The sequence below is a fragment of the Pedobacter suwonensis genome (assembly GCF_900111825.1).
In the GTDB taxonomy this organism is placed as follows: Bacteria; Bacteroidota; Bacteroidia; order Sphingobacteriales; family Sphingobacteriaceae; genus Pedobacter; species Pedobacter suwonensis.
In genome coordinates, this window is sequence record NZ_FOJM01000001.1 from 419,927 (window position 1) to 441,209 (window position 21,283).

General features: G+C 38.6%; 19 protein-coding genes. 7 read left to right on the forward strand and 12 right to left on the reverse strand.

Going from position 1 to position 21,283, the window contains the following annotated elements; all coding sequences use genetic code 11:
• Nucleotides 1-25 precede the first annotated feature (25 nt).
• Together BM107_RS01665 and BM107_RS01670 are read right to left on the reverse strand one after the other, a co-directional pair.
• The gene (locus tag BM107_RS01665) at nucleotides 26-736 is read right to left on the reverse strand and encodes a DUF3307 domain-containing protein (protein WP_090979590.1); all 711 of its coding nucleotides are present in this window, start codon (nucleotides 734-736) and stop codon (nucleotides 26-28) included.
• Complete coding sequence (locus tag BM107_RS01670) at nucleotides 736-1,347, reverse strand: SatD family protein (RefSeq protein WP_090979592.1); 612 nt, start codon at nucleotides 1,345-1,347, stop codon at nucleotides 736-738. Before BM107_RS01670 ends, BM107_RS01665 begins: the two co-directional genes overlap by 1 nt.
• A 154-nt stretch (nucleotides 1,348-1,501) precedes the next feature.
• Between BM107_RS01670 and BM107_RS01675 the strand changes: the two genes are divergently transcribed.
• The 4 genes from BM107_RS01675 to pdeM all read left to right on the forward strand — a co-directional run bounded on the left by BM107_RS01675 (nucleotide 1,502) and on the right by pdeM (nucleotide 7,525).
• On the forward strand, nucleotides 1,502-2,527 hold the full coding sequence (locus BM107_RS01675; protein ID WP_090979594.1) for a ligase-associated DNA damage response exonuclease: 1,026 nt from the start codon (nucleotides 1,502-1,504) through the stop codon (nucleotides 2,525-2,527).
• Between the two features lie 6 nt (nucleotides 2,528-2,533).
• Entirely contained in the window at nucleotides 2,534-4,123 is a 1,590-nt protein-coding gene (locus BM107_RS01680; protein ID WP_090979596.1) for an ATP-dependent DNA ligase, read from the forward strand.
• A 214-nt stretch (nucleotides 4,124-4,337) separates the two neighbouring features.
• The gene (locus tag BM107_RS01685) at nucleotides 4,338-6,815 is read left to right on the forward strand and encodes a ligase-associated DNA damage response DEXH box helicase (protein WP_090979598.1); all 2,478 of its coding nucleotides are present in this window, start codon (nucleotides 4,338-4,340) and stop codon (nucleotides 6,813-6,815) included.
• 71 nt (nucleotides 6,816-6,886) lie between these two features.
• On the forward strand, nucleotides 6,887-7,525 hold the full coding sequence (gene pdeM / locus BM107_RS01690) for a ligase-associated DNA damage response endonuclease PdeM (RefSeq protein ID WP_090979600.1): 639 nt from the start codon (nucleotides 6,887-6,889) through the stop codon (nucleotides 7,523-7,525).
• Here pdeM and trxA read toward each other — a convergent pair.
• The 6 genes from trxA to BM107_RS01720 all read right to left on the reverse strand — a co-directional run bounded on the left by trxA (nucleotide 7,522) and on the right by BM107_RS01720 (nucleotide 14,361).
• Nucleotides 7,522-7,818, reverse strand: a complete 297-nt coding sequence (gene trxA, locus BM107_RS01695) for a thioredoxin (RefSeq protein ID WP_090979602.1) — start codon at nucleotides 7,816-7,818, stop codon at nucleotides 7,522-7,524. The two genes, pdeM and trxA, sit on opposite strands and share 4 nt — an antisense overlap.
• Nucleotides 7,819-7,847: 29 nt before the next feature.
• Nucleotides 7,848-8,402: a hypothetical protein gene (locus BM107_RS01700; protein WP_090979604.1), complete on the reverse strand. Its 555-nt coding sequence runs from the start codon at nucleotides 8,400-8,402 to the stop codon at nucleotides 7,848-7,850.
• 28 nt (nucleotides 8,403-8,430) lie between these two features.
• On the reverse strand, nucleotides 8,431-9,045 hold the full coding sequence (locus BM107_RS01705) for a hypothetical protein (RefSeq protein ID WP_090979607.1): 615 nt from the start codon (nucleotides 9,043-9,045) through the stop codon (nucleotides 8,431-8,433).
• Nucleotides 9,046-9,126: 81 nt separating this feature from the next.
• Nucleotides 9,127-10,485, reverse strand: a complete 1,359-nt coding sequence (locus BM107_RS01710; RefSeq protein WP_090979610.1) for a dihydrolipoamide acetyltransferase family protein — start codon at nucleotides 10,483-10,485, stop codon at nucleotides 9,127-9,129.
• Nucleotides 10,486-10,541: 56 nt separating this feature from the next.
• Nucleotides 10,542-11,786 carry a competence/damage-inducible protein A gene (locus BM107_RS01715; protein ID WP_090979612.1) on the reverse strand — a complete coding sequence of 415 codons (1,245 nt, stop codon included), beginning with the start codon at nucleotides 11,784-11,786 and terminating at the stop codon, nucleotides 10,542-10,544.
• A gap of 4 nt (nucleotides 11,787-11,790) precedes the next feature.
• The gene (locus BM107_RS01720) at nucleotides 11,791-14,361 is read right to left on the reverse strand and encodes a putative LPS assembly protein LptD (protein ID WP_244278696.1); all 2,571 of its coding nucleotides are present in this window, start codon (nucleotides 14,359-14,361) and stop codon (nucleotides 11,791-11,793) included.
• A gap of 164 nt (nucleotides 14,362-14,525) precedes the next feature.
• On the opposite strand from BM107_RS01720, the gene BM107_RS01725 reads away from it, so the two are divergent.
• The 3 genes from BM107_RS01725 (at nucleotide 14,526) to BM107_RS01735 (ending at nucleotide 17,299) form a co-directional block, all read left to right on the forward strand.
• Entirely contained in the window at nucleotides 14,526-15,389 is an 864-nt protein-coding gene (locus tag BM107_RS01725) for an N-acetylmuramoyl-L-alanine amidase family protein (protein WP_090979978.1), read from the forward strand.
• Between the two features lie 12 nt (nucleotides 15,390-15,401).
• Nucleotides 15,402-16,178, forward strand: coding sequence for an N-acetylmuramoyl-L-alanine amidase family protein (locus BM107_RS01730; protein ID WP_090979616.1), 777 nt, complete (start codon nucleotides 15,402-15,404; stop codon nucleotides 16,176-16,178).
• Nucleotides 16,179-16,345: 167 nt separating this feature from the next.
• Entirely contained in the window at nucleotides 16,346-17,299 is a 954-nt protein-coding gene (locus BM107_RS01735) for an MlaD family protein (protein WP_090979618.1), read from the forward strand.
• Between the two features lie 464 nt (nucleotides 17,300-17,763).
• On the opposite strand, the gene BM107_RS01740 is transcribed toward BM107_RS01735, so the two are convergent.
• From BM107_RS01740 to BM107_RS01755, 4 genes are all read right to left on the reverse strand, one after another.
• The gene (locus BM107_RS01740) at nucleotides 17,764-18,669 is read right to left on the reverse strand and encodes a ribonuclease Z (RefSeq protein ID WP_090979620.1); all 906 of its coding nucleotides are present in this window, start codon (nucleotides 18,667-18,669) and stop codon (nucleotides 17,764-17,766) included.
• A gap of 69 nt (nucleotides 18,670-18,738) precedes the next feature.
• A complete protein-coding gene (locus BM107_RS01745) occupies nucleotides 18,739-19,116 on the reverse strand; it encodes an STAS domain-containing protein (RefSeq protein WP_090979622.1) in 378 nt (125 codons plus the stop codon).
• 45 nt (nucleotides 19,117-19,161) lie between these two features.
• Nucleotides 19,162-20,106: a phosphoribosylaminoimidazolesuccinocarboxamide synthase gene (locus BM107_RS01750; protein WP_090979624.1), complete on the reverse strand. Its 945-nt coding sequence runs from the start codon at nucleotides 20,104-20,106 to the stop codon at nucleotides 19,162-19,164.
• 149 nt (nucleotides 20,107-20,255) lie between these two features.
• Nucleotides 20,256-21,215 (reverse strand): PhoH family protein, encoded by a 960-nt coding sequence (locus BM107_RS01755; protein ID WP_090979626.1) that lies wholly within the window; start codon nucleotides 21,213-21,215, stop codon nucleotides 20,256-20,258.
• Between the last annotated feature and the right edge of the window lie 68 nt (nucleotides 21,216-21,283).

Genomic DNA, 21,283 nt, shown 5'->3' on the forward strand with positions numbered 1-21,283 from the left:
AGAAGCAGCTTTCGGGCTGCTTTTTTTATGCAATAAACATTTGAATCAGCATGGCCGTTACAATGGCAATACCAAAGCTTAACAAAGTTCCAATCAGTACATATTCGGTTAATTTGAGATCGTGTTTTTCTTTTAAATCACCGAACCGGAATATGGATTTCGCTGCAAGTAAAAAACCAACGGCCTCAAAATGGTTGGTAAGAATAAACAGAAAAATCAAAGTCCTTTCCAATATCCCGATGTATTTGCCCGCGTTCTCCAACGATTTGGGACTGTCAGGCTGGTTATCAGGAATCCATTTAGCAATAATCACTTTCATGATAATTGATGTAGGGAGGGTTAAAAATAAGGCGCCTGAAATAAGTAGCCAGGTGTGCGGATTGTTAAAAAAAACAATATTTAAACTTCCATTATAGAAAAGATGCCATACAGCTACAATCGAGCTGAAATGCAAAACCTGATCAACAAAAAACAGTATCCGTGCATTTTTTTGGGTTTGAAAGATGGATTTTAGCGCATCAATAATCAAATGGATTACACCTATTGTTAATGCCGTTTTCCAAACATCAAAGCTCAAAAAAACAATAAATATCAAAGCCACATGGATCATTACATGCAAATAGAGCTTGCCTGACTTTAATTTTTTCCTTTCCTTATCTTTTACCCAGGCATTAGGCTGCAAAAAGAAATCCCCGATTAAATGGGCAAGAATAAGTTTGATTAAATAGATGTCCATTATTTTAAAATCATTTGGTTCAATTTTTTACGGTAAATCCTGTCCATTTCCATGATTTCGCTGTAATGTGCGCGTTTTAATGCTTCACTAACCGATGATTGCGTTCGGCCTGAAATAGCGGCCAGTTCGCTCTGCAATAAATCGTTATTTTCCAGGGCCATTTTTACCATTTCGGCAGCTACAACACCCCAACTATCCATCGCAATCAACGATAACTTAATTAAAACATTAATTTCCTCGTCAAAATCAGCAGAATCTGTTTTAACTGCTAAATTAACCTTAGCCTGTTTTAAACTGTCAAAAGCCGCTCCTGAATACACAAAAGCATCTCCACTGGATTCTGAAAGTTTTTTACGTTTAGTTTTTATTGCTCCAATTCCGATTCCCATTCGTACATCTGCAGGTTTATTTACCTTGATACAGGCTTTTAAATAGGCCGCGGTTTTGATGGCATTTTCTGGTCCTACTTCTAACTGAAAGCTATCTCCCCGATAAATTTCCCACTTACCACTATGATCAGAAACTACTTTTAAGGCCGTTTTCAGGTCCGATAACCAGCTGTCTTTAATTTTTCTTGAGCCTATAATATCACCTGTTATAATACAAATCATATTACAATATCGAACTTATTATTTATATTTTAAAATAATATCGGGTATTTAGCCGATATTTCAAATTATCGGGTATTTAGCCGATATTTCAAATTATCGGGTAAATACCCGATAATCATCCAAAACTAATCATTGGTTTTATTGTTAAGTAGCTATGGCATTAATAGAATTTACCAAAAGAGGAATTTACTGTAAGCAGGGCGATTTTTATGTAGACCCCTGGTGGCCTGTAGATTATGCAGTAACTACACATGGCCATAGCGATCACGTTCGTTTCGGAAATAAATACTACCTCTGCCATACCTTAACCAAACCCATCATCAAACGCAGGATCAGTGAAGATTTAAACGTAGAAACACTGGAGTATGGAGAAAGCATTACCCGTAACGGCGTAAATATTTCTTTTTTTCCGGCCGGACATATTATTGGCTCTGCACAAGTACGCCTGGAATACAAAGGTGAAATTTGCGTCATATCTGGTGATTATAAAATTGAAGATGATGGCATCACCACACCATTCGAGGCTGTAAAATGTCATTCTTTTGTTTCAGAAAGCACTTTTGGCCTGCCAGTTTACAAATGGCAAAAACAGGAAATTGTTTTCAATGGAATAAAGAACTGGGTTAATGATAACATCAACCAACAGAAAACAAGTGTATTAATTGCCTATAGTTTGGGCAAAGCGCAGCGTTTAATTAAAAACCTGGCAGGCAATACCCCTATTTATGTACATAACAGCATTGCCAACCTTAATGAAGTGATTATAGAAGCTGGTGTAAAGCTTCCCAAAACGATTAGGATTACTCCTGAAACCACAAAAGACGAGTTACAGAAAGGAATTGTAATTGTACCGCCCGCCATGCGCGATAGCCGCTGGATCAAAAATTTATCCCACCCGGTTACCGGTATATGTTCTGGCTGGATGCAGGTACGGGCACACCGCCGCTGGCAAAGTGCTGATGCCGGTTTTGCGCTGAGCGACCATGCAGACTGGCCTGGCTTAATGGAAGCCATTACTGCAACAGGTGCCGAAAAAGTATATGTTACTCATGGTTTTACAGCCGCTTTTAGCCGCTTTTTAAATGATGAGGGAATAGAAGCTGCAGAAGTTTTAACCAGGTTTGGCCAGGAAGATGATGAAGAAAACAAAGTTGATTTAGCCGGGCAGAACGAAAATTAAACAACCATGAAACGCTTTGCAAAACTGATCCAGCAGCTCGAACTGAGCAATAAAACCAACGATAAAATCGCGGCCCTGGTTGATTATTTTAACTATGCCGACGATAAAGATAAAGTGTGGGTAATAGCCTTATTTACGGGTAAGAAACCTAAAAGACCAATTAAATCAGCCTTGTTGAAATACTGGGCGATAGACATTACCCAAACACCAGAATGGTTGTTTGCTGAAAGCTACGCTAATGTTGGCGATTTAAGCGAAACCATTGCTTTACTATTGCCCCCCGCTGAGAATACCTCTGACTTTCAACTACATAAATGGGTTGAAGACTTGCACGATTTAGAAGGCAAAGATGATGAAACCAAAAAAGATTTCATTTTAAGTGCCTGGAACAAACTCGAAACACAGGAACGTTTCATTTTTAACAAATTGATTTCGGGTAATTTCAGGATTGGCGTTTCCAATAAAATGCTGGTAAATGCCTTGGCCAAACAAAGCAGCTTAGATAGCGCCCAGATTATGCACAGCATTATGGGGAAATGGAACCCTTATGAAATTACTTTTCATGAGCTGATTAATGGCATCCATGTAAATACAGATAATTCCTGGCCTTACCCATTTTGCCTGGCATATGCACTGGAGCAAGAGCCTGAAAAACTGGGCGATATTGCTGAATGGCAGGCCGAATGGAAATGGGATGGTATCCGCGGGCAGATTGTAAAGCGCAATGGAGAACTTTTTATCTGGAGCCGTGGAGAAGAACTGGTTACAGAACAGTTTCCCGAATTGCATTTTATGATCGATGTTTTGCTTGATGGCGTAGTTTTAGACGGCGAAATACTGGCAGTACAAGATAAACAGGTTTTATCATTTAGCACATTACAACAGCGTTTAAACCGGAAAACGATTAGTAAAAAACAGCTGGACGATGCACCCATCGGATTTTTTGTTTATGATATTTTAGAATATGGAGCTAAAGATTTCAGGGAAGAACCTTTAAGCATAAGGCGTAATACATTAGAAAAGCTGATCGGTGGTTTAGACGAAAGTCCGGTGATGATATCTCCTGTAATCAATTGCAGCTCGTGGGAGGAGCTGGCAGACTTAAGACAAACCTCGCGTTCCATTAACAGTGAAGGCATTATGCTTAAAAAATTAAATTCTCACTATCACAGCGGAAGAAAACGGGGCGATTGGTGGAAGTGGAAGATTAACCCCTATACGGTTGATGCAGTAATGATTTATGCGCAAAAAGGAAGTGGAAGAAGGGCTAATTTTTTTACTGATTATACCTTTGCCGTTCGTGACGGCGAGAATTTAGTGACGATTGCCAAAGCTTACTCCGGCTTAACAGATAAAGAAATTAAAGAGGTAAATGCTTTTGTAAACCGTAATGCAATTGAAAAATTCGGTCCGGTACGCACCGTAAAACCCGAACTGGTTTTTGAAATTGCGTTTGAGGGAATTGCAGAAAGCAAACGACATAAGGCAGGTTTAGCTTTACGTTTTCCACGTATATTGCGGTGGCGAAAAGATAAAAAAGCTGATGAAATTAATACTTTAGAGGATTTGAGGCAGCTATTGCAATCAACACTTTAGCGTCTCCATGGTCCGCCACCATGGTGTGTGTCCTCACAGACCATTACATTATAACTTGAAAGATTTCGGTCTGTGAGGACACAGACCGAGGAGTTGGGAGTTGCTGAAAAAAGTAAAGTGCGTGGCAGAAATGCTTTAACCGAAGCATTACTGCAATTGCTTTTCAAAAAACTAAAAACAGATCAATATAAAATCATAAGGAAAAACAAAAAGAATGGACCAAACCAAAACCAAAGGTTATAAAAAGATAAAAGCCTGGTTAAAGGCAAATAAACGCAGGCCTTTTCAATTTCAGGAAGATGCCTGGCAGTATTATCTTAATGGCTATAGTGGTTTGGTTAACGCGCCTACTGGTTTTGGAAAAACATTTTCACTTTTTTTGGCTGTAGTAATTGAAGCTTTAAATGCCTCAGCAACCCATAATAAAAAAGCTAAAGACCGTTTACAATTGATCTGGATTACCCCACTCCGATCTTTGGCCAAAGATATTGCAAGAGCGATGCGTGAAACTTTACTGGAACTGGAACTGGATTGGCACGTAGGTGTCCGCAATGGCGATACTTCGCAGGCAGAGAAAGTACAACAGAAAAAATCGATGCCCGAAATTCTATTGATAACCCCGGAAAGCCTGCACCTGTTGCTGGCACAAAAAGGTTCATCAACACTGTTCCGTAATCTTAAATGCATTGTGGCGGATGAATGGCACGAACTTTTGGGCAGCAAACGGGGCGTACTGGTTGAGTTAGCCGTTTCCCGTATTAAAGGTTTACAAAAGCTGGAAAAAAACCAATTCTTGAGGATTTGGGGAATTTCAGCAACCATTGGAAATATTGAAGAGGCTTTAGATGTATTGACGCCGGATTTAGCAGCCAAAAGAGTGATTGTTAAGGCCGATCTGGAAAAGAAAATCCAGATTAAATCCATCCTGCCTGATGATATCGATACATTGCCCTGGGCGGGGCATTTGGGTTTAAAGCTCGCTTATAAGCTCTTACCCATTATAGAAAAAAGTAAAACGACGTTAATTTTCATCAATACCCGCGGACAATCGGAAATGTGGTACCAGCATTTACTTAACATTGAACCCGAACTTGCGGGACGCATTGCCATACATCATGGATCGATAGATTTTGAACTCCGCAACTGGATTGAGGATGCACTACATACCGGACAGCTCAAAGCTGTTATTGCTACATCATCGTTAGATCTAGGCGTAGATTTTAAGCCCGTTGATACAGTGGTTCAGGTAGGATCGCCAAAAGGTGTTGCCAGGTTTTTGCAAAGAGCAGGACGCTCCGGACACTCCCCTCATGAAATTTCCAAAATATATTTTTTACCAACCCACGCTTTAGAACTGGTTGAGGCGGCAGCAATTAAAGAAGCTGCTAAAACAAACAATATAGAGAGCCGTGAACCCTTTATTATGGTATTTGATACCCTGATCCAATATTTGGTTACGCTGGCCATAGGCGACGGATTTGATGATAAAATCATTTATGAAGAAATTAAGGGTACACACGCCTTTAAAATGATCTTACCCGAAGAATGGGCCTGGGTGATGCAGTTTATTACCTCAGGAGGAGATAGTTTAAGTGCCTATACCGAATTCAAAAAAGTAATTAAAGATGAAGACGGACTTTGGAAAGTAAAGAGCAGACAACTGGCCATGCGGCACAGGTTACATATCGGAACCATTGTAAGTGACGCGATGTTGAAAGTGAAATTCATTTCTGGCGGTTATATCGGCATGGTAGAAGAATATTTTGTAACCCGATTAAAAGCCGGAGATAATTTCCGCTTAGCCGGAAGGGTTCTGGAATTTGTTCAGGTGAAAGATATGACCGTTGTTGTGCGGGTGAGTAAACAGAAAAATGCAATCTCTCCTAGCTGGAATGGTGGTCGCTTACCGCTATCTTCCAATTTAGGATCAGTTTTAAGAAAAAAATATAATGAAGCCCTGGACAAAACCCATCAGGATGAGGAATTAGACACGGTCTATCCACTATTCTTATTACAGGAAAAACGTTCCCATGTTCCCAAAAACGACGAGTTACTGATAGAGCTTATTAACAATAAAGAAGGTTTTCACCTCTTTGCCTACCCTTTTGAGGGGCGATTGGTACATGAAGTTTTGGCGGCCCTGGTGGCCTATCGCCTGAGTAAACTGTTGCCTATCAGTTTTTCTATTGCCATGAACGATTATGGTTTTGAACTTTTAAGTGAAACAGAAATACCTATGGACGAATCGATTGCCTACGAAGTTTTTTCACCTAAGAATTTAACTGAAGATATTACACAAAGTATCAATTCAACTGAAATGGCAAGAAGGAAATTCAGAGATATTGCCTGCATCTCCGGACTCGTTTTTCAGGGCTATCCTGGCAAATATGTGGCCAATAAACACCTCCAGTCATCTGCCGGTCTGTTTTTTAATGTTTTTAGCGATTATGATAAACATAATTTACTTTTGCGACAGGCATACGATGAGGTTTTTTACCAACAACTGGAAGAACCCAGATTGGCAGCTGCTTTAGAAAGAATTCAAAATGGAGCAATTATTATCACCAATCCAAAAAGTTTCACACCACTGTCTTTTCCTATTAAAGTAGACAGTTTACGCGAAAACATGAGTTCTGAAGAGTTAGAGCAACGGATTGCCAGAATGAAAGCCGAAGCAGAGAGAATTAGATAAAAACATTTTCTTGTAACCTGTCTAAAATTAAAGATCCTTCGACAGGCTCAGGATGACAATAGCGTAAATAAATGACCATTATAAGCCAGGGTGAAGAGTTGATTTTAGATAAAGAAAGGGCTTTGTTCTTACCCAAACATCAGCTTTTAGCAATAAGCGATTTACATTTGGGCAAATCTGCCCATTTTCGTCAGGCCGGTTTGCAAGTGCCTGCAACCATTGCCCAAACAGATTTACAACGTTTAAGCTGGTTAATTAAGCAATATCAGCCTGAAACATTGCTGATCAATGGTGATATGTTTCACCATGGTTTAAATACAGACATTGAAGAGTTTTCTGTTTGGAGAAAGCAATACCAGGAACTTAATTTTTTATTGGTAAAAGGAAATCACGACAGGCTTTCGAACGCGAATTATGCGGAAATGGGCATCGAAATACATGAACCCAGTTTTTGTTTGGGGCCGTTTTGTTTTATTCATGATGCTCCACAATGTACCGAAGATGAATTATACCCCATTAGCGGCCATATCCATCCAGGGGTTACCATAGTCGGGAAAGCAAAGCAAAGATTAAAATTTCCTTGTTTTTATTTTGGCAAGGAATATGCTGTTCTGCCTGCTTTTAGTCTTTTTACAGGACTATACAATATCTACCCTAAAACGAGTGAGCGGATATTTGCCGTTACCCCTAAAAGCGTGCTGGAAGTTTAAGCATGGGCATCAATCACCTGTTTTAGTTGCGAAGCCTGCAGTACACCACTTTGCCTCCAAACTTGTTTTCCATTTTTGAATAGAATGAGTGTAGGCACGCTTTGAACATTAAACGATGAAGCAGCCGGTTGATTTTTATCGATATCTACTTTGATAATCGAAACCGAGTCGCCCACTTGAGATTTCAGTTGCTCCAAAATCGGTTTCATCATTTTACACGGGCCACACCACTCAGCAAAAAAGTCGACCAGCACTGGTTTATCACCGTTAATTAAATCTGAAAATTTAGCCATGATAATTATATTTACTAAGAAAACAAAGGTTAGCTGGATTGGTTTTTATGAGATCTTGCTACTTCTATTGACTCACTCAATATTTTGATAATTAGTTCTGCATCTTCCTGATTGATCCAGTCTACTGCAGTAATTTTAGAAGAACCATCATTAAAGATGATTGATTTTGTATTGGTTGAGAATAAGTAATTGGGTCTCGTAAAATATTTGGTGCTTTCTATATCTTTATTCAATATCATTAAATCAGTTATTCCTGTTAAACTGATATATTTTGAGGAAGAAATAAAATCAAATTTCTTTTTAATGATGAGTTTGTTGTTTTGAATACTTAAAATAGTCTTGCAAAATACTTCCCAAAGCCATGTTTTAATAAAGAACAGCCCTATTGCCGTCCATCCTAAGAACCAAATACTTAATGAGCTTATGGCTTTTAGATTAGCAAGGATTATGATCGAAAAAAAAAGTTCAACAGCTAGCCATACCAGCAAAAATGGCGCAAACGCAATAATAAAGAACCAATTTTTAGTTGAGGAGATTACAAATTCTTTTATATCATTATTCTCAGCAAAACTGATTCTTTTCATTAATTATACCAGTTTAAAACTAATAGAATTAAGCATTTACAGGAAGTTCCGCGGCTAAAGCAGTAACCCAATCTTCAAATAGCGCTTTTTCAATTTTAATGACCTCAGCTGCATGGTTTTCCCAATCATCAGAAAAATTAACCAATTGGCTCATCATTTCCTCCAGATGCCCCTCTTCCTCCAGAATAATCGATTTCACATTTACCCTGCTTTTTGCTTCATCAAGAGCTGCCTGATAGATTGGATACAATTCATCGGCACGTACTTCAATGGCATAAGTAACAAATAAATAAGCAGCGAATTTTAAATCATAACCCGAAAGATTAAATACAGCTTTTAAATAGCGACAAACTGCAATATCCAGGGCATGTAAATAGTATTTGGTATGATTTGGCGATAACAGCTCGGCGTTGGTATAAGTTTTACAAAGAGCCTCATCAAGCTTCGAAATCTGCTTTTTTAAATAGTAAGCATGACGGTGTTCTTCTGCAGCATGTTTAAGAATAATGAGGTTTACATTTTCTTTATGTTCTGAAGCGGAGATCTTCTTCGCACCTGCATTTTCCATATAAGACAATGTATTTAACCATTTGGCATGCAACACATTATCTGAAACTATTGATTTTAAATTTGAAGCTAACATTATTGATTGTTTAACTACTAGGTTGTTCTAATTTTGTGAATTACACCAATCGAAAGCCGTTAATTGAAACCTGAGAAATGATTAAATTTCCCTGTTTAGATCCCAGCTTTCTAAATAATCTGCCACCCTACGCACAAACATTCCGCCCAACGAACCATCTACAACCCTGTGATCATATGATAGTGACAAAAACATCATGTGCCTGATCGCAATTACGTCGCCATGCTCGGTTTCCAATACGGCAGGTTTCTTTTTAATCGCACCTACCGCCAAAATAGCGACTTGGGGTTGGTTAATAATCGGCGTACCCATCACATTCCCAAAACTACCTACATTGGTTAAGGTAAATGTTCCGCCTTGTGTTTCGTCAGGTTTTAATTTAGAATTTCTTGCTCTTGCAGCCAGATCGTTAACAGCCTTGGTTAAGCCTACCAGGTTTAGCTGATCAGCGTTTTTAATTACCGGAACAATTAAGTTGCCACTTGGTAAAGCCGCGGCCATACCAATATTGATATTTCCTTTTTTGATGATCTGGTTCCCATTAACCGAAACATTGATCATCGGGAAATCTTTAATGGCTTTGGCAACCGCCTCCACAAATATTGGGGTAAACGTTATTTTTTCATTTTCACGTTTCTCGAAACTGTTTTTGACTTTATTGCGCCACAATACCATGTTGGTTACATCTGCCTCTACAAAAGAAGTAACATGCGGTGATGTTGCTTTACTCATTACCATATGATCGGAAATGAGCTTGCGCATCCTATCCATCTCGATAACTTCATCTCCACCATTAACACTTGTGGTAGAAGGTTTATTTACAGATGGAGTTTGTGGAGAATGATCATTTTTTTGAAGTACAACTTCGTTAACCGATGGAGCAGGTGGAGTTAATACCACTGTAGCCGTTTTTGTGGTGCCACTATTTTTCCGGGCAATATAATCCAATAAGTCATCTTTATTTAAACGTCCGTCAACACCAGAACCTTTTATGGCATCTAATTCAGCCAATGAAATATTTTCCTGGGCTGCAATGCTCTTAACCAAAGGAGAATAAAAGCGATCGGATGAACTAAAGTCGTTTGTGTTTACCGCATGATCCTCATCAGGCAACTGTTCAATTCCAGGTATAGCAGCGATCTTTTCTTCTGCCACTGGCTCTTCTGCAACAGGCGCTTCAACTTCAGGAGCGTTGCCGCCTTCCGTTTCGATAATGGCAATTACATCCCCTACCTGGGCAACTTCATCTTCAGCAAATAATTGTTTTACTAATTTACCGGCAACCGGCGACGGCACCTCAGAATCTACCTTATCAGTAGCGATTTCTAAAACGGTATCGTCTAATTCAATAACATCACCAGGTTGTTTTACCCATTTAATCACCGTTGCTTCTGCAACACTTTCACCCATCTTTGGTAACAGTAGTTCGTATTGAGCCATATTAAATTACAGTATTATATATTGGTAACGCGACAAAAATACAGTTTTTATTCTTTCTAAACTGTTTCTTTAAGGAGATTTAATAACATCGCTAAAGCCGAAGCGGCAGAACGTTCGATGTTTTGAATCCGTTTGTTACTGAAATTAAACACCTTAGCGACCGTTTTGTGTTTTGAAGAAACTGCAATCCAAACCGTACCAACCGGTTTTTCTTCTGTCCCACCATCCGGACCCGCGATACCACTTACTGCAAGTGCATAATCCGTTTTGAAATGTTTAATTGCTCCTTCCGCCATTTCAGTTACGGTTTCTTCGCTTACTGCACCGAAAGTGCTTAAAGTGCTTTCTTTTACGCCCAGAATGGATTCCTTAAGTTCGTAAGCGTATGCTACAGCCCCGCCCCAATAAACTGATGAAGATCCGGGATGCTGCGTAATTAAATGTGCAATATATCCGCCAGTACAGCTTTCAGCCGTTGATAAAGTGACCCCTTTACTTTTCATCAGATCCAGAATAGCTTTTTCCATTGGAATATCTTCATCCGTTACCACAAACTTATTCACTTTAGAAATGATCTGCCTGGCGTAATTCTCAACTTCTTTATTCAACTCTGCTTCGTTATGGCCTTTGGCCGATAAGCGTAAGCGAACTTGTCCCAATTTTGGCAGATATGCCAGTTTGATATGTGTCGGCAGGTTATCCTCTATTTCTTCAATCTCTTTGGCCAGAAATGATTCTCCGATATTTGCCGTAAGAATAGTTTTATGTACAATAAACGGCAGCTTAAATCGCTTTGTAATCCTTGGAAGAATCTCGTCATCCATAAGATACATCATCTCATAAGGTACGCCCGGCATTGATACAAAAATTGTATTGTTTTGTTCAAACCACATACAGGGCGCAGTACCATTTTTATTGACAATAACGTCACAACCATCAGGGACATCGGCTTGCTGTATATTGATATCCAATAACGGGCGCTTATGTTTTTCGAAAATCTGACGGACCATTTCCAATGCAGCGGGGTCATTGCGGAAGCCCATATTAAAATACTTTGCCAAAGTTTTTTTAGTAATGTCATCTTTGGTTGGTCCCAGGCCACCGGTAATTAATATCAGATCTGCGCGTTTCTCAGCAAGTTCGAGTGCTTCTAAAATATGCTGTTCGTCGTCAGAAACTGAGGTAATCTGCTTAACGGCAACCCCAATTAAATTTAACTGTTTAGCCATCCATGCAGAATTGGTATCAACGATCTGGCCAATGAGTATCTCATCGCCAATGGTAATAATTTCGGCTAGCATAAATTTATCGGTATGTGTTGTAAAAACCCTGTCTTTTGCTCAATTTTAAGTCCTGTAATATAGATGCCTTAACCTTTATAGTTACGGAATAACTTTTATAAGCACCATACGGAACCCAGTTTACACTCATATCCCAGCAATGTAAATCGCGGTAAATAGCCAAATTCATAGGCGTTAAACCATTGTTCTTAAAATCGTATCCTGAATTAAAGGTAATCTTCCATTTTGGTGTTAAATTAACATCGCCATTAAAGTTTAATGTATTCGAAACGGTATTAATGTTTCCATCATTTGAATATTGAAAACTGTAGGAGAATGAGAAATTCCAGGGAATGTTAAAATCAACGAATGCATTCGGATCACGGCTGATCGCGGCTAACTGTTCAGACTGTATATCTGTTAGCCCCTTCTTGTTGGCCGCCGCCCCTAACTTGTCATTAGCCTCATTTTTACGTTTCAAAGCCTCCGGATTTAAACTGTAGTCGAATGAGAAACCAAAATTGGCCAGGCGCGGCAAAAATTTACCACTTTGCCAGAAATAACGATCTTGTCTGATCCGGCGTGTAGAACCCGGTATGGTATCAGCCGCTAGCGAATATGGATCTAACGTTCCGTTATAGTTTATCCCTAATTTATCGGTGAACTGAGACCGTCCGCTAAAACCAATTGTAGACAACTTATAAGATGTAGCCAGGAAATTATACGAGCCACTGAAACTCAAACCTTGAATGATCGGAATTTTTTTAGAACCTGTTCCGGTTGTATCATTCTTATTCCTCACCTTTAATTCTACCGTATTATCCAGGCCAAAACCAATAGATGCATTAGGACCGCCAAACGAGCCTTGCTGCGCCATGCCATCAAAAATAGAATATTTTAAAGGCTGTCCACTGGTATAAATCTGATTTCCATTCTGATCTATTGCCGGGCGAAAAGGTCCTGCGCCTGCTTTTGTAAAATCTGGTGAATAAGAAAAAGATACGTTTGGAGTCATTACATGACGCAATGCCTGAATCTTACCTGCAGGATTAAAATCCCTTCTGCCATATATTTTCGTCGACATACTTGTTGATAAGCTATAACTACCGGCTCTTTTAAAACCACTAACGGTATCTTCCCTGAAAGAAAAAGTATTATCGGCAAAACTCGTATATCTTCTGTTCACACTCTGAAAATTCCATACCTCGTTATAGGTGCCGCCCAGACTGAAATTAAGGTATTTCAGAGCTGTAAACGACATATTTAACGGTATACTGTGTGCAAAACCACTTCTTAGCCGTTTTAAACCATCATTTTGAAACAGCAAACTATCAAAAGTGTCGATGCGGTTTGTTCCTTGTAAACTATAGCCCACTGTAATTTTTTGATACCATTTTTGTTCGCCGACAGCGCTTTTAGAACTAAACGGATTAAAAGTAGGCACGTTAAAGGTCATTTCCGGCAGCCTTAGCGATATTGCCCTGGTACTTAAGGTCTGATCACTTGATGCAGCCAAAGAGAAATTCATACCGTTTGAATAGGCCTTTGCATAACTGATGCTACTACTTGTTGAGTTAGTAGCGATGGTATTAATATCATAAGTAGTCCCGGCTGCCGTATTTCTATAATATCCCTTTCTTCCTGTTGAAACCAGTCTTACACTCGCGCTGAACGTTGTACCTGGGTTAGCATTGGCATTTTGACTGTGGCTCCAGTTAATACTGAAGTTTTTGGTCGGATTGTTAAATGCATCAGTCCCTTCCAAACCATCTTTAAAGCTAGCGTAAGCAAGGTTAATATTACCGTTAAACTTATATCTTTTGGTATAGTTACTGAGTAAACTTGTTTCATAAGAACCATTGGTATAAATAGAACCGAGAAGTTTAGCATCCCAATAATCATTTAATCCGAGATAATACCCCCCGTTTTGTAAGAAAAAGCCTCTCGTTGCATCTTCACCCGGTGTAGGCAGGATAACACCCGACGTTCGTTTATTCGGTTTAGGAAAAAATGCAAATGGCAAACCCAAAAAAGTGGGAACATCTTCAATAATCATGTAAACCGGACCGGTAATGATCTGTTTTTCTGTTACTACCCCTTTAGAAATCATCAACCCAAAATGCGGATGAGGAAGGTTACAGGTACTGTACATCACGTTTTTAACGTGTAGTTCATCATCTATCTGCTTTTTACTTTGCCCACCGGAGAAAAAGCCGCCCTCCTGTTCAGAAAAAACGCCATATACTTTGGCCCGGGTTGTTTCTGAATTGTAAAAAATAGAATCCGCAATCGCAGTGCCTTCAGCACCCGATTTAAAGATCGGTTTTCCTGTATACCTACCGGTTTTTGGATCTTTAACACCACGGGCATAAATAGAATTTTGCTTTTTATCATATTTGATATAAGCCGCATCCAGCTCAAAATCACCATATACCACCCTTGCGTTTCCATACAAATAGACAATGCTTTTGTCAGCGCTCATTTTAACGGAATCTTCTGCTTTGTATTCAACCTTCTGGTCGATACTACTATTATTTTTACCTGTCTTTTTAACTGAATCTTTTTTGACAGTGTCTTGCTGAACGATCTGTTGCAATGAAAAACGAGAAAATGCGTTAGCTTTACTAACAACATGTGTTAATAAAATGACAGATATTAGAAAAATAGAGCTCTTGAGGGGTTTCAAATTCGTATTTGAATGTTATTTTTGCACAAATGTTTAATCAAAAACGTTCAAAATTAGTGAAAAATATACCATTGATGTATCTTAAATCCATTTTAACCATTATTATTTATCTGACGCTATCAAATTTAACTGATAATCAAGTGCTTGCACAGGGTTATAAAATTAAAACAATTGTGATAGATGCCGGTCACGGTGGTAAAGACGGTGCAACTCACGGGGTGTATTCAAAGGAAAAAGATGTGGCGCTTAAAACCGCGTTAAACCTTGGTCGTGCACTTCAGGATAGCTTAAAAGATATTAAAGTGATTTACACCCGTGAGACTGATGTGTTTATTCCGCTTTATGAGCGGATCAACATTGCAAATAATGCAAAAGCAGATTTATTTATTTCCATTCACTTAAATGATATGCCGGTTAGGGTATCCAGAGTGGTAGATTATTATAAAAAAGTAAGAGGCAGAAAAGTACCGGTTTACCGTACGGTTACCTCTAAAAGTACTTCAACCAGGGGAACTGAAACTTTTGTGTCCGGAACGGGCCGTTTAGGGGAGCAGGATGAAGTGATAAAACGGGAAAATGCATCGATGTTTCTGGAAGAGAATTACCAGAAAAACTATGAGGGATTTATCGCGAATACCCCTGAGAGTGACATTATGTTATCCTTAATGAAACAAACCAACAGAGAAAGAAGTTTAAAGTTTTCATCATTGCTCCAACAGGAATATGTAAATGCCGGACGCATCAACAGAGGAGTACAGGAAAAAAGCCTTGCGGTATTGGCACGTGCAGCAATGCCAGCAGTATTAACTGAGATAGGTTTTGTGAGTAACCCTGAAGAAGAAGATTACATGAATTCTCCTGAGGGACAAAATGAAATTGTAAGTGGAATTGTTAAAGCAATTAAAAATTATAAACGTATAGCCGAAACATCATTTTAACAACCTGCCTGCATGAAGTTTAAACTGCTGATCACAATCATCTTATTTTCGTTAGTGGCTGTTCAAAAAGCACCTGCTCAGGGCTATAAGATCAAAACAATTGTTATTGACCCCGGTCATGGCGGAAGAAAACCCGGCGCATCAGGTAGTTTTTCGAAAGAAAAAGATATAGCCCTGAAAGTAGCATTAAAATTAGGGGCGTTATTAAACGACGAAATGCCTGAAATTAAAGTCATTTTTACGCGCAAAACCGATGTAGATGTTGATTTATACAAACGTGCAGAAATAGCTAATGAAGCCAATGCAGATCTTTTTATATCCATCCACTGTAATTCGATGCCGCCAGGCAACAAACATATCAAAGGGGTAGAAACACTTGTGGCGGGCTCTCACCGGTTAAAGGAACAAGATGCAGCCATCAGGGAAAATGCCGATATTAAATTGGAGAAGAATTACAAAAGTAAGTACGATGGTTATGATCCCAGTAACCCCAGCAGTTTTATTCTTTTTTCGCTTTTAAAAAATACCTTTAGAGACAAAAGCATTAAATTTGCAAAATTAATACAGAACAGTTACATCAAAAGGGATGAACGAATGAGTCGTGGGGTTAAAGAACAGGGAGTTTTAGTATTGCAACGCTGTGGCATGCCTGCCGTTTTAACAGAAGTAGGCTTTATTTCAAATACAGAGGAAGAAAAATACATTAACTCACAAAACGGGCAGAATGAGATTGCCAGTTCTATTTTGGAAGCCATAAAAACATACAAAAAAAATATTGAGGTTAAATAACTGGCATTATAAGTGATAGTTATCTTAACTTTGGAAAAATATAAAACAGATACCAAACAAATAGTGCCACCTTTGTGTATTTATAGGGTTTGGTACAATAAAACATTTACGCTCTTGCAAGTGAAGAAGTGATACTTCAACACTTGTAACCATTAAATAAAACACTCATGAAGATTAAGAACGAAACCAAAGTAGGTATTTTAGCTGCATTTGCCATTGCTTTATTGATAATTGGATATAACTTTTTAAAAGGAAATTCAATTTTCTCAAATGAAACCACATTATTTGCAAAATACACAAGGGTTGATGGTTTAACGGTATCAAAACCCGTACTTATTAATGGTTATCAGATTGGCCGGGTAGCTAAACTGGAACTACAGGGAGATGGTAGCATTATTGCCACCTTAAGCATCAATAGCAAGTATGAAATTCCTGAAAATAGTATTGCCCGTTTAGAAGGTACGGATTTGTTGGGAAGCAAAGCTATTGTAATGTCGTTAGGTGACTCGAAAAAAATGGCCGAAGACGGATACACTTTAAATGCCAATGTTGAAAAAGGCCTGATGGAACAGGTTCAACCGGTTCAAAAGAAAGCGGAGTTAATTATTGGTAAGATGGACTCTATCTTAAGTAGTGTGAATTCTATCCTAAATCCTAACTTCCAAAAAAATGTTGATAGAAGCTTTAATAGCATAGCAGGTACATTAGCATCTTTAGAAACAACTTCTAAAAAAGTTGATGGTCTGGTTGGTTCGGAAAGCGCCCGTATTGAAGCCATCTTCAAAAACGTTGAAGGTATTACGGCCAACTTAAATAACAACAATCAAAAAATAAGTGATATCTTAACGAATATCAATACCGTTACTGATAAGTTTGCAGCAGCTAACTTTAAACAGACTTTAGATAATGCAAATAATGCAATTGCTGATTTACAAAGCGTAATATCGGGAATTAAAAGTGGAAAAGGCAGTTTAGGCTTGTTATTGAATGACGATAAAATGTATCAGAATTTAAATAATGCTTCAAAAAATCTTGATGAACTGATGATTGATTTAAAAGCTAACCCTAAACGTTATGTTCACTTCTCTGTATTTGGTGGTGGTAATAAAAAAGATAAGTAAATTTAATTTTATAATTCAGGAAGCCTTGCAGTGTAAATTGCGAGGCTTTTTTGTAATTGAAATTATTATAGTTTACTCTTTTTTACTACAGCGTATGCCAAGAATAAGCACAGCGTACAAGCGAAGCGGAATGCTCATCTGTTATCCTTAACGCAGTGAAGGATCTTAAAAACTGAAATGGAAGTTGATATATATAGTTACTATTTTTTTACCACAGAGCACATTGAGAATAAACACAGCGTAAACTGAGAGGTATTGAAATAGTGTATTTTTTAACCTCAAAGCGCGCAAAGATAAGTCGCAAAGACCGCAACTTTAAAATGATGGCAGCACATAAGAATCTATAAATTTATGAATCTGGATAGTCCAGCCGGGAAGTTCATGATAAATTTAGCATGACAGCCCCGATATAACCTCTGCGTTACCCGGTGCCTCCCTCTTTGTAAGCTGTGGTTGAAAAATGCTTACAGCTGAAAAGTCCTGCCCTCAACAGCTAGTTCTGTATTTTCAAAAACAGATTGCGCTTCTTCAAAAAGCATTTGCAAAGTTTTATAACGTGAAGAAAAATGCCCGATGAGTAATTTCTTAGCTCCTGTAATTTTAGCAACCTCTCCTGCCTGTAAAGCAGTTGTGTGATGCGTTTCTTTAGCCCTTTCCAATAAATCGTGCATAAAAGTAGCTTCATGATACAAGGTATCGCAATCTTTTATGGTAGCAAAATAACTTTCATCAAATAAGGTGTCTGAACAGTAAGCATAGCAACGTGGTGCATCCGCTTCTGTCGTATAATCTTCACTACGTAAGATATCGCCATTTGGCAGTTCAACATCCATTCCTTTTTTTAAGGCCGTATAATAAGCCATCGGCACCTGATCACTCTTCTCTTTTATCAACTTACGCTGACGCTTCTTTTGCTGAAATATAAAACCGGTAGTTGGAATGCGGTGGTTTAAAACAATCGTTTTAACTGTCAGATCACTGTTTTCGAATATCTGAATAGATTGATCAGCTTCAATTGGAAAAAATTCAATCGGATACCTGAGTACGGTATCGGAGTATTTGAACTGGATTTCCAAAATCTCTAGTAAAGGCTTAGGACCAAATATCTTTATCGGTTTTATCCGGCCGTTTAAATGCAAACTGGATAACAGTCCGATTAAACCAAAGTAATGATCACCATGTAAGTGACTGATAAAAATGTAATCTATACGCGCCGCTTTAAGATTATATTTAGCCAGTTGTTGTTGTGTGCCTTCACCACAATCGATCAGGTAATATTTTTCATTACAATTTAAAAGCTGTGCGGAGGGATTTCTGTTAAATACCGGTGTAGCGGAACTGCTTCCTAAAATTGTAACTTCAAATTTCATCATGATAATATATAAAAAGCCCCGTAGATTTTAGAAACTACGAGGCCAGAATGTTATTTAAATATTTTGTTATCTATCTCCTCTAAACTCTTTCTCCAACTCCTCCATAAAGATAAAATCAGTAGCCTCGTCTATTGTATTAACAAACATTACAGATTGAAATATGTTTGATAATTCGACAATCGACGCCAGCTCATCGTTAATTCCAGTTACAATAAATAATCCGCCTGCCGATTTACAAAGCCTGTCGCCAGCAAGTAAACAGCTTAGATCCTGTGCATCATTACATTCGGTAACAGCACTTAAATCAACAACTATATTCTTAAATCCCTCTGCATTAAGCAAGTAGAATTCTGCCTTCAAACCCGGGGCATTATCATTTGTAAACTTATTTTCCTCTAACTTTAAGGTTACATATTTATCGTGTTTATCTACTGAAAATTTCATCGCTCTCTTCTCTTTATTTTACTAATGTATAAATTTCTTTCGGATTTAAAGTGTTTCCAAAGCCTTTAAAACATTGGCTTCAATTCGGCTTGAGATTGCATCAGCATCAGCTTTTATAAAGTGCTCTCCTACAATTTTTTCATACAGTTCGATATAACGCTCCGAAATAGAATTAACAATTTCATTCGTCATTTCCGGAACTACCTGACCATCCTTACCTTGAAATCCGTTTTCAATTAACCACTTACGTACGAATTCTTTTGAAAGCTGTTTTTGTGGCTCATTACGATCCTGACGTTCCTGATATCCTTCTGCATAGAAATAACGTGATGAATCAGGCGTATGAATTTCGTCAATCAGATAGATTACACCATCGGCCTTGCCAAATTCGTACTTCGTATCAACCAAAATCAATCCGCTTTTTGCCGCGATTTCAGTTCCACGTTGGTAAAGCGCATAGGTGTATTGTTCTAACTGCTCGTAATCTGCTAAGGAAACAATTCCTTTTGCCAATATATCTTCCTTCGAAATATCTTCATCGTGGCCAACAGCAGCTTTGGTGGTCGGGGTAATAATGGGCTGAGGCAATTTATCATTCTCTTTTAATCCATCAGGTAAAGAAACACCACAAACAGACCGTTTTCCGGCACTGTATTCACGCCAGGCATGACCAGCTAGATAACCTCTGATGACCATTTCTACCTTAAACGGCTCACAGATACGGCCAATGGTAACCATTGGATCTGGCACTGACAAAACCCAATTTGGTACAATATCCTGTGTAGCGGCCAAAAACTTGGCTGCGATCTGATTTAAAACCTGTCCTTTAAATGGGATAGCCTCTGGCAATACCACATCAAATGCCGAGATCCGGTCTGATACTACCATTACCATAAACTGATCAGCTATGGTATACACATCGCGAACCTTACCTTTGTAAAAATTGCTCTGATTTGGGAAATTAAAATGGGTTTCTTTAAGTGCTTTCATGAGGCGGTAAAAATAGGAAAAAAGTAGGAAACTCCGAAGACCGGAATAGGACGACAAAAAGTTGTAACAATAAAAAAGTCCGAAGTATTTCTAATGAAAGATTTAAACTTCGGACCTTCGACTTTCGTTCCTCTGACTTCAGGACTTAATTATTGGATATCACCGTAAGCTTTCAAAATATCTTTAACCAGTTTATGCCTTACTACGTCTTCCCCGCTTAAATAAATTATATCTATTCCTTTAATATCTTCTAAAATTCTTAAGCCATTAAACAAACCCGACATCTGTTTTTTAGGTAAGTCTACCTGGGTAACATCGCCGGTAACAATAAATTTAGCTGTTGGTCCCATACGGGTTAAAAACATCTTTAACTGCATATCGGTTGCGTTTTGCGCCTCGTCAAGTATCACAAAGCAATTATCAAGGGTACGCCCCCGCATAAATGCCAGCGGAGCAATTTCTATCGTACGGTTTTCAATGTAAAATTTCAGTTTTTCTGCCGGAATCATATCATCCAACGCATCGTAAAGGGGACGTAGATAAGGATCGATTTTCTCCTTTAAATCACCTGGTAAGAAACCAAGATTCTCCCCTGCTTCCACCGCAGGCCTGGTGAGAATAATCCGTTTAATTTCTTTATTTTTCAATGCCCTTACAGCTAAAGCTACTGCAGTATAAGTTTTTCCGGTACCCGCCGGACCAATGGCAAATAAAATATCGTTTTTAGCGATACTGTTTACCATTTTACGTTGGTTTGCTGTTCTGGCTTTTACCAACAGGCCGTTCGTACCGAAAACAATTACTTCTCCGCCCCCACCTGAAGATTGTTCTGTATCTTTTTTTGCAACGCCCGAAGCCTTTGCACCAAGTATGTTTTCTACATCATTATTGCTTAGCGAGCTGTATTTTTCGAGGTGCGCAACCAGTTGATTAAACTTCTCTTCGAAAGCCTTAAGTTCCTGTTCATCACCGAGAACCTTAACATCACTACCTCTCGCCACCAATTTTAACTTCGCGAAAGCACCTTTAATCATTTCGTAATTCTCATTGTTCGCCCCCCAAAAGTGAGCAGGATTTACGCTATCCAGGGTTAATTTTAATTCGTTCAAATTGTAGTATTTTAAAAAGTTATCGGGGTATATTAATTAAAATTTGAATATTTGCAGACGCTTAGGCC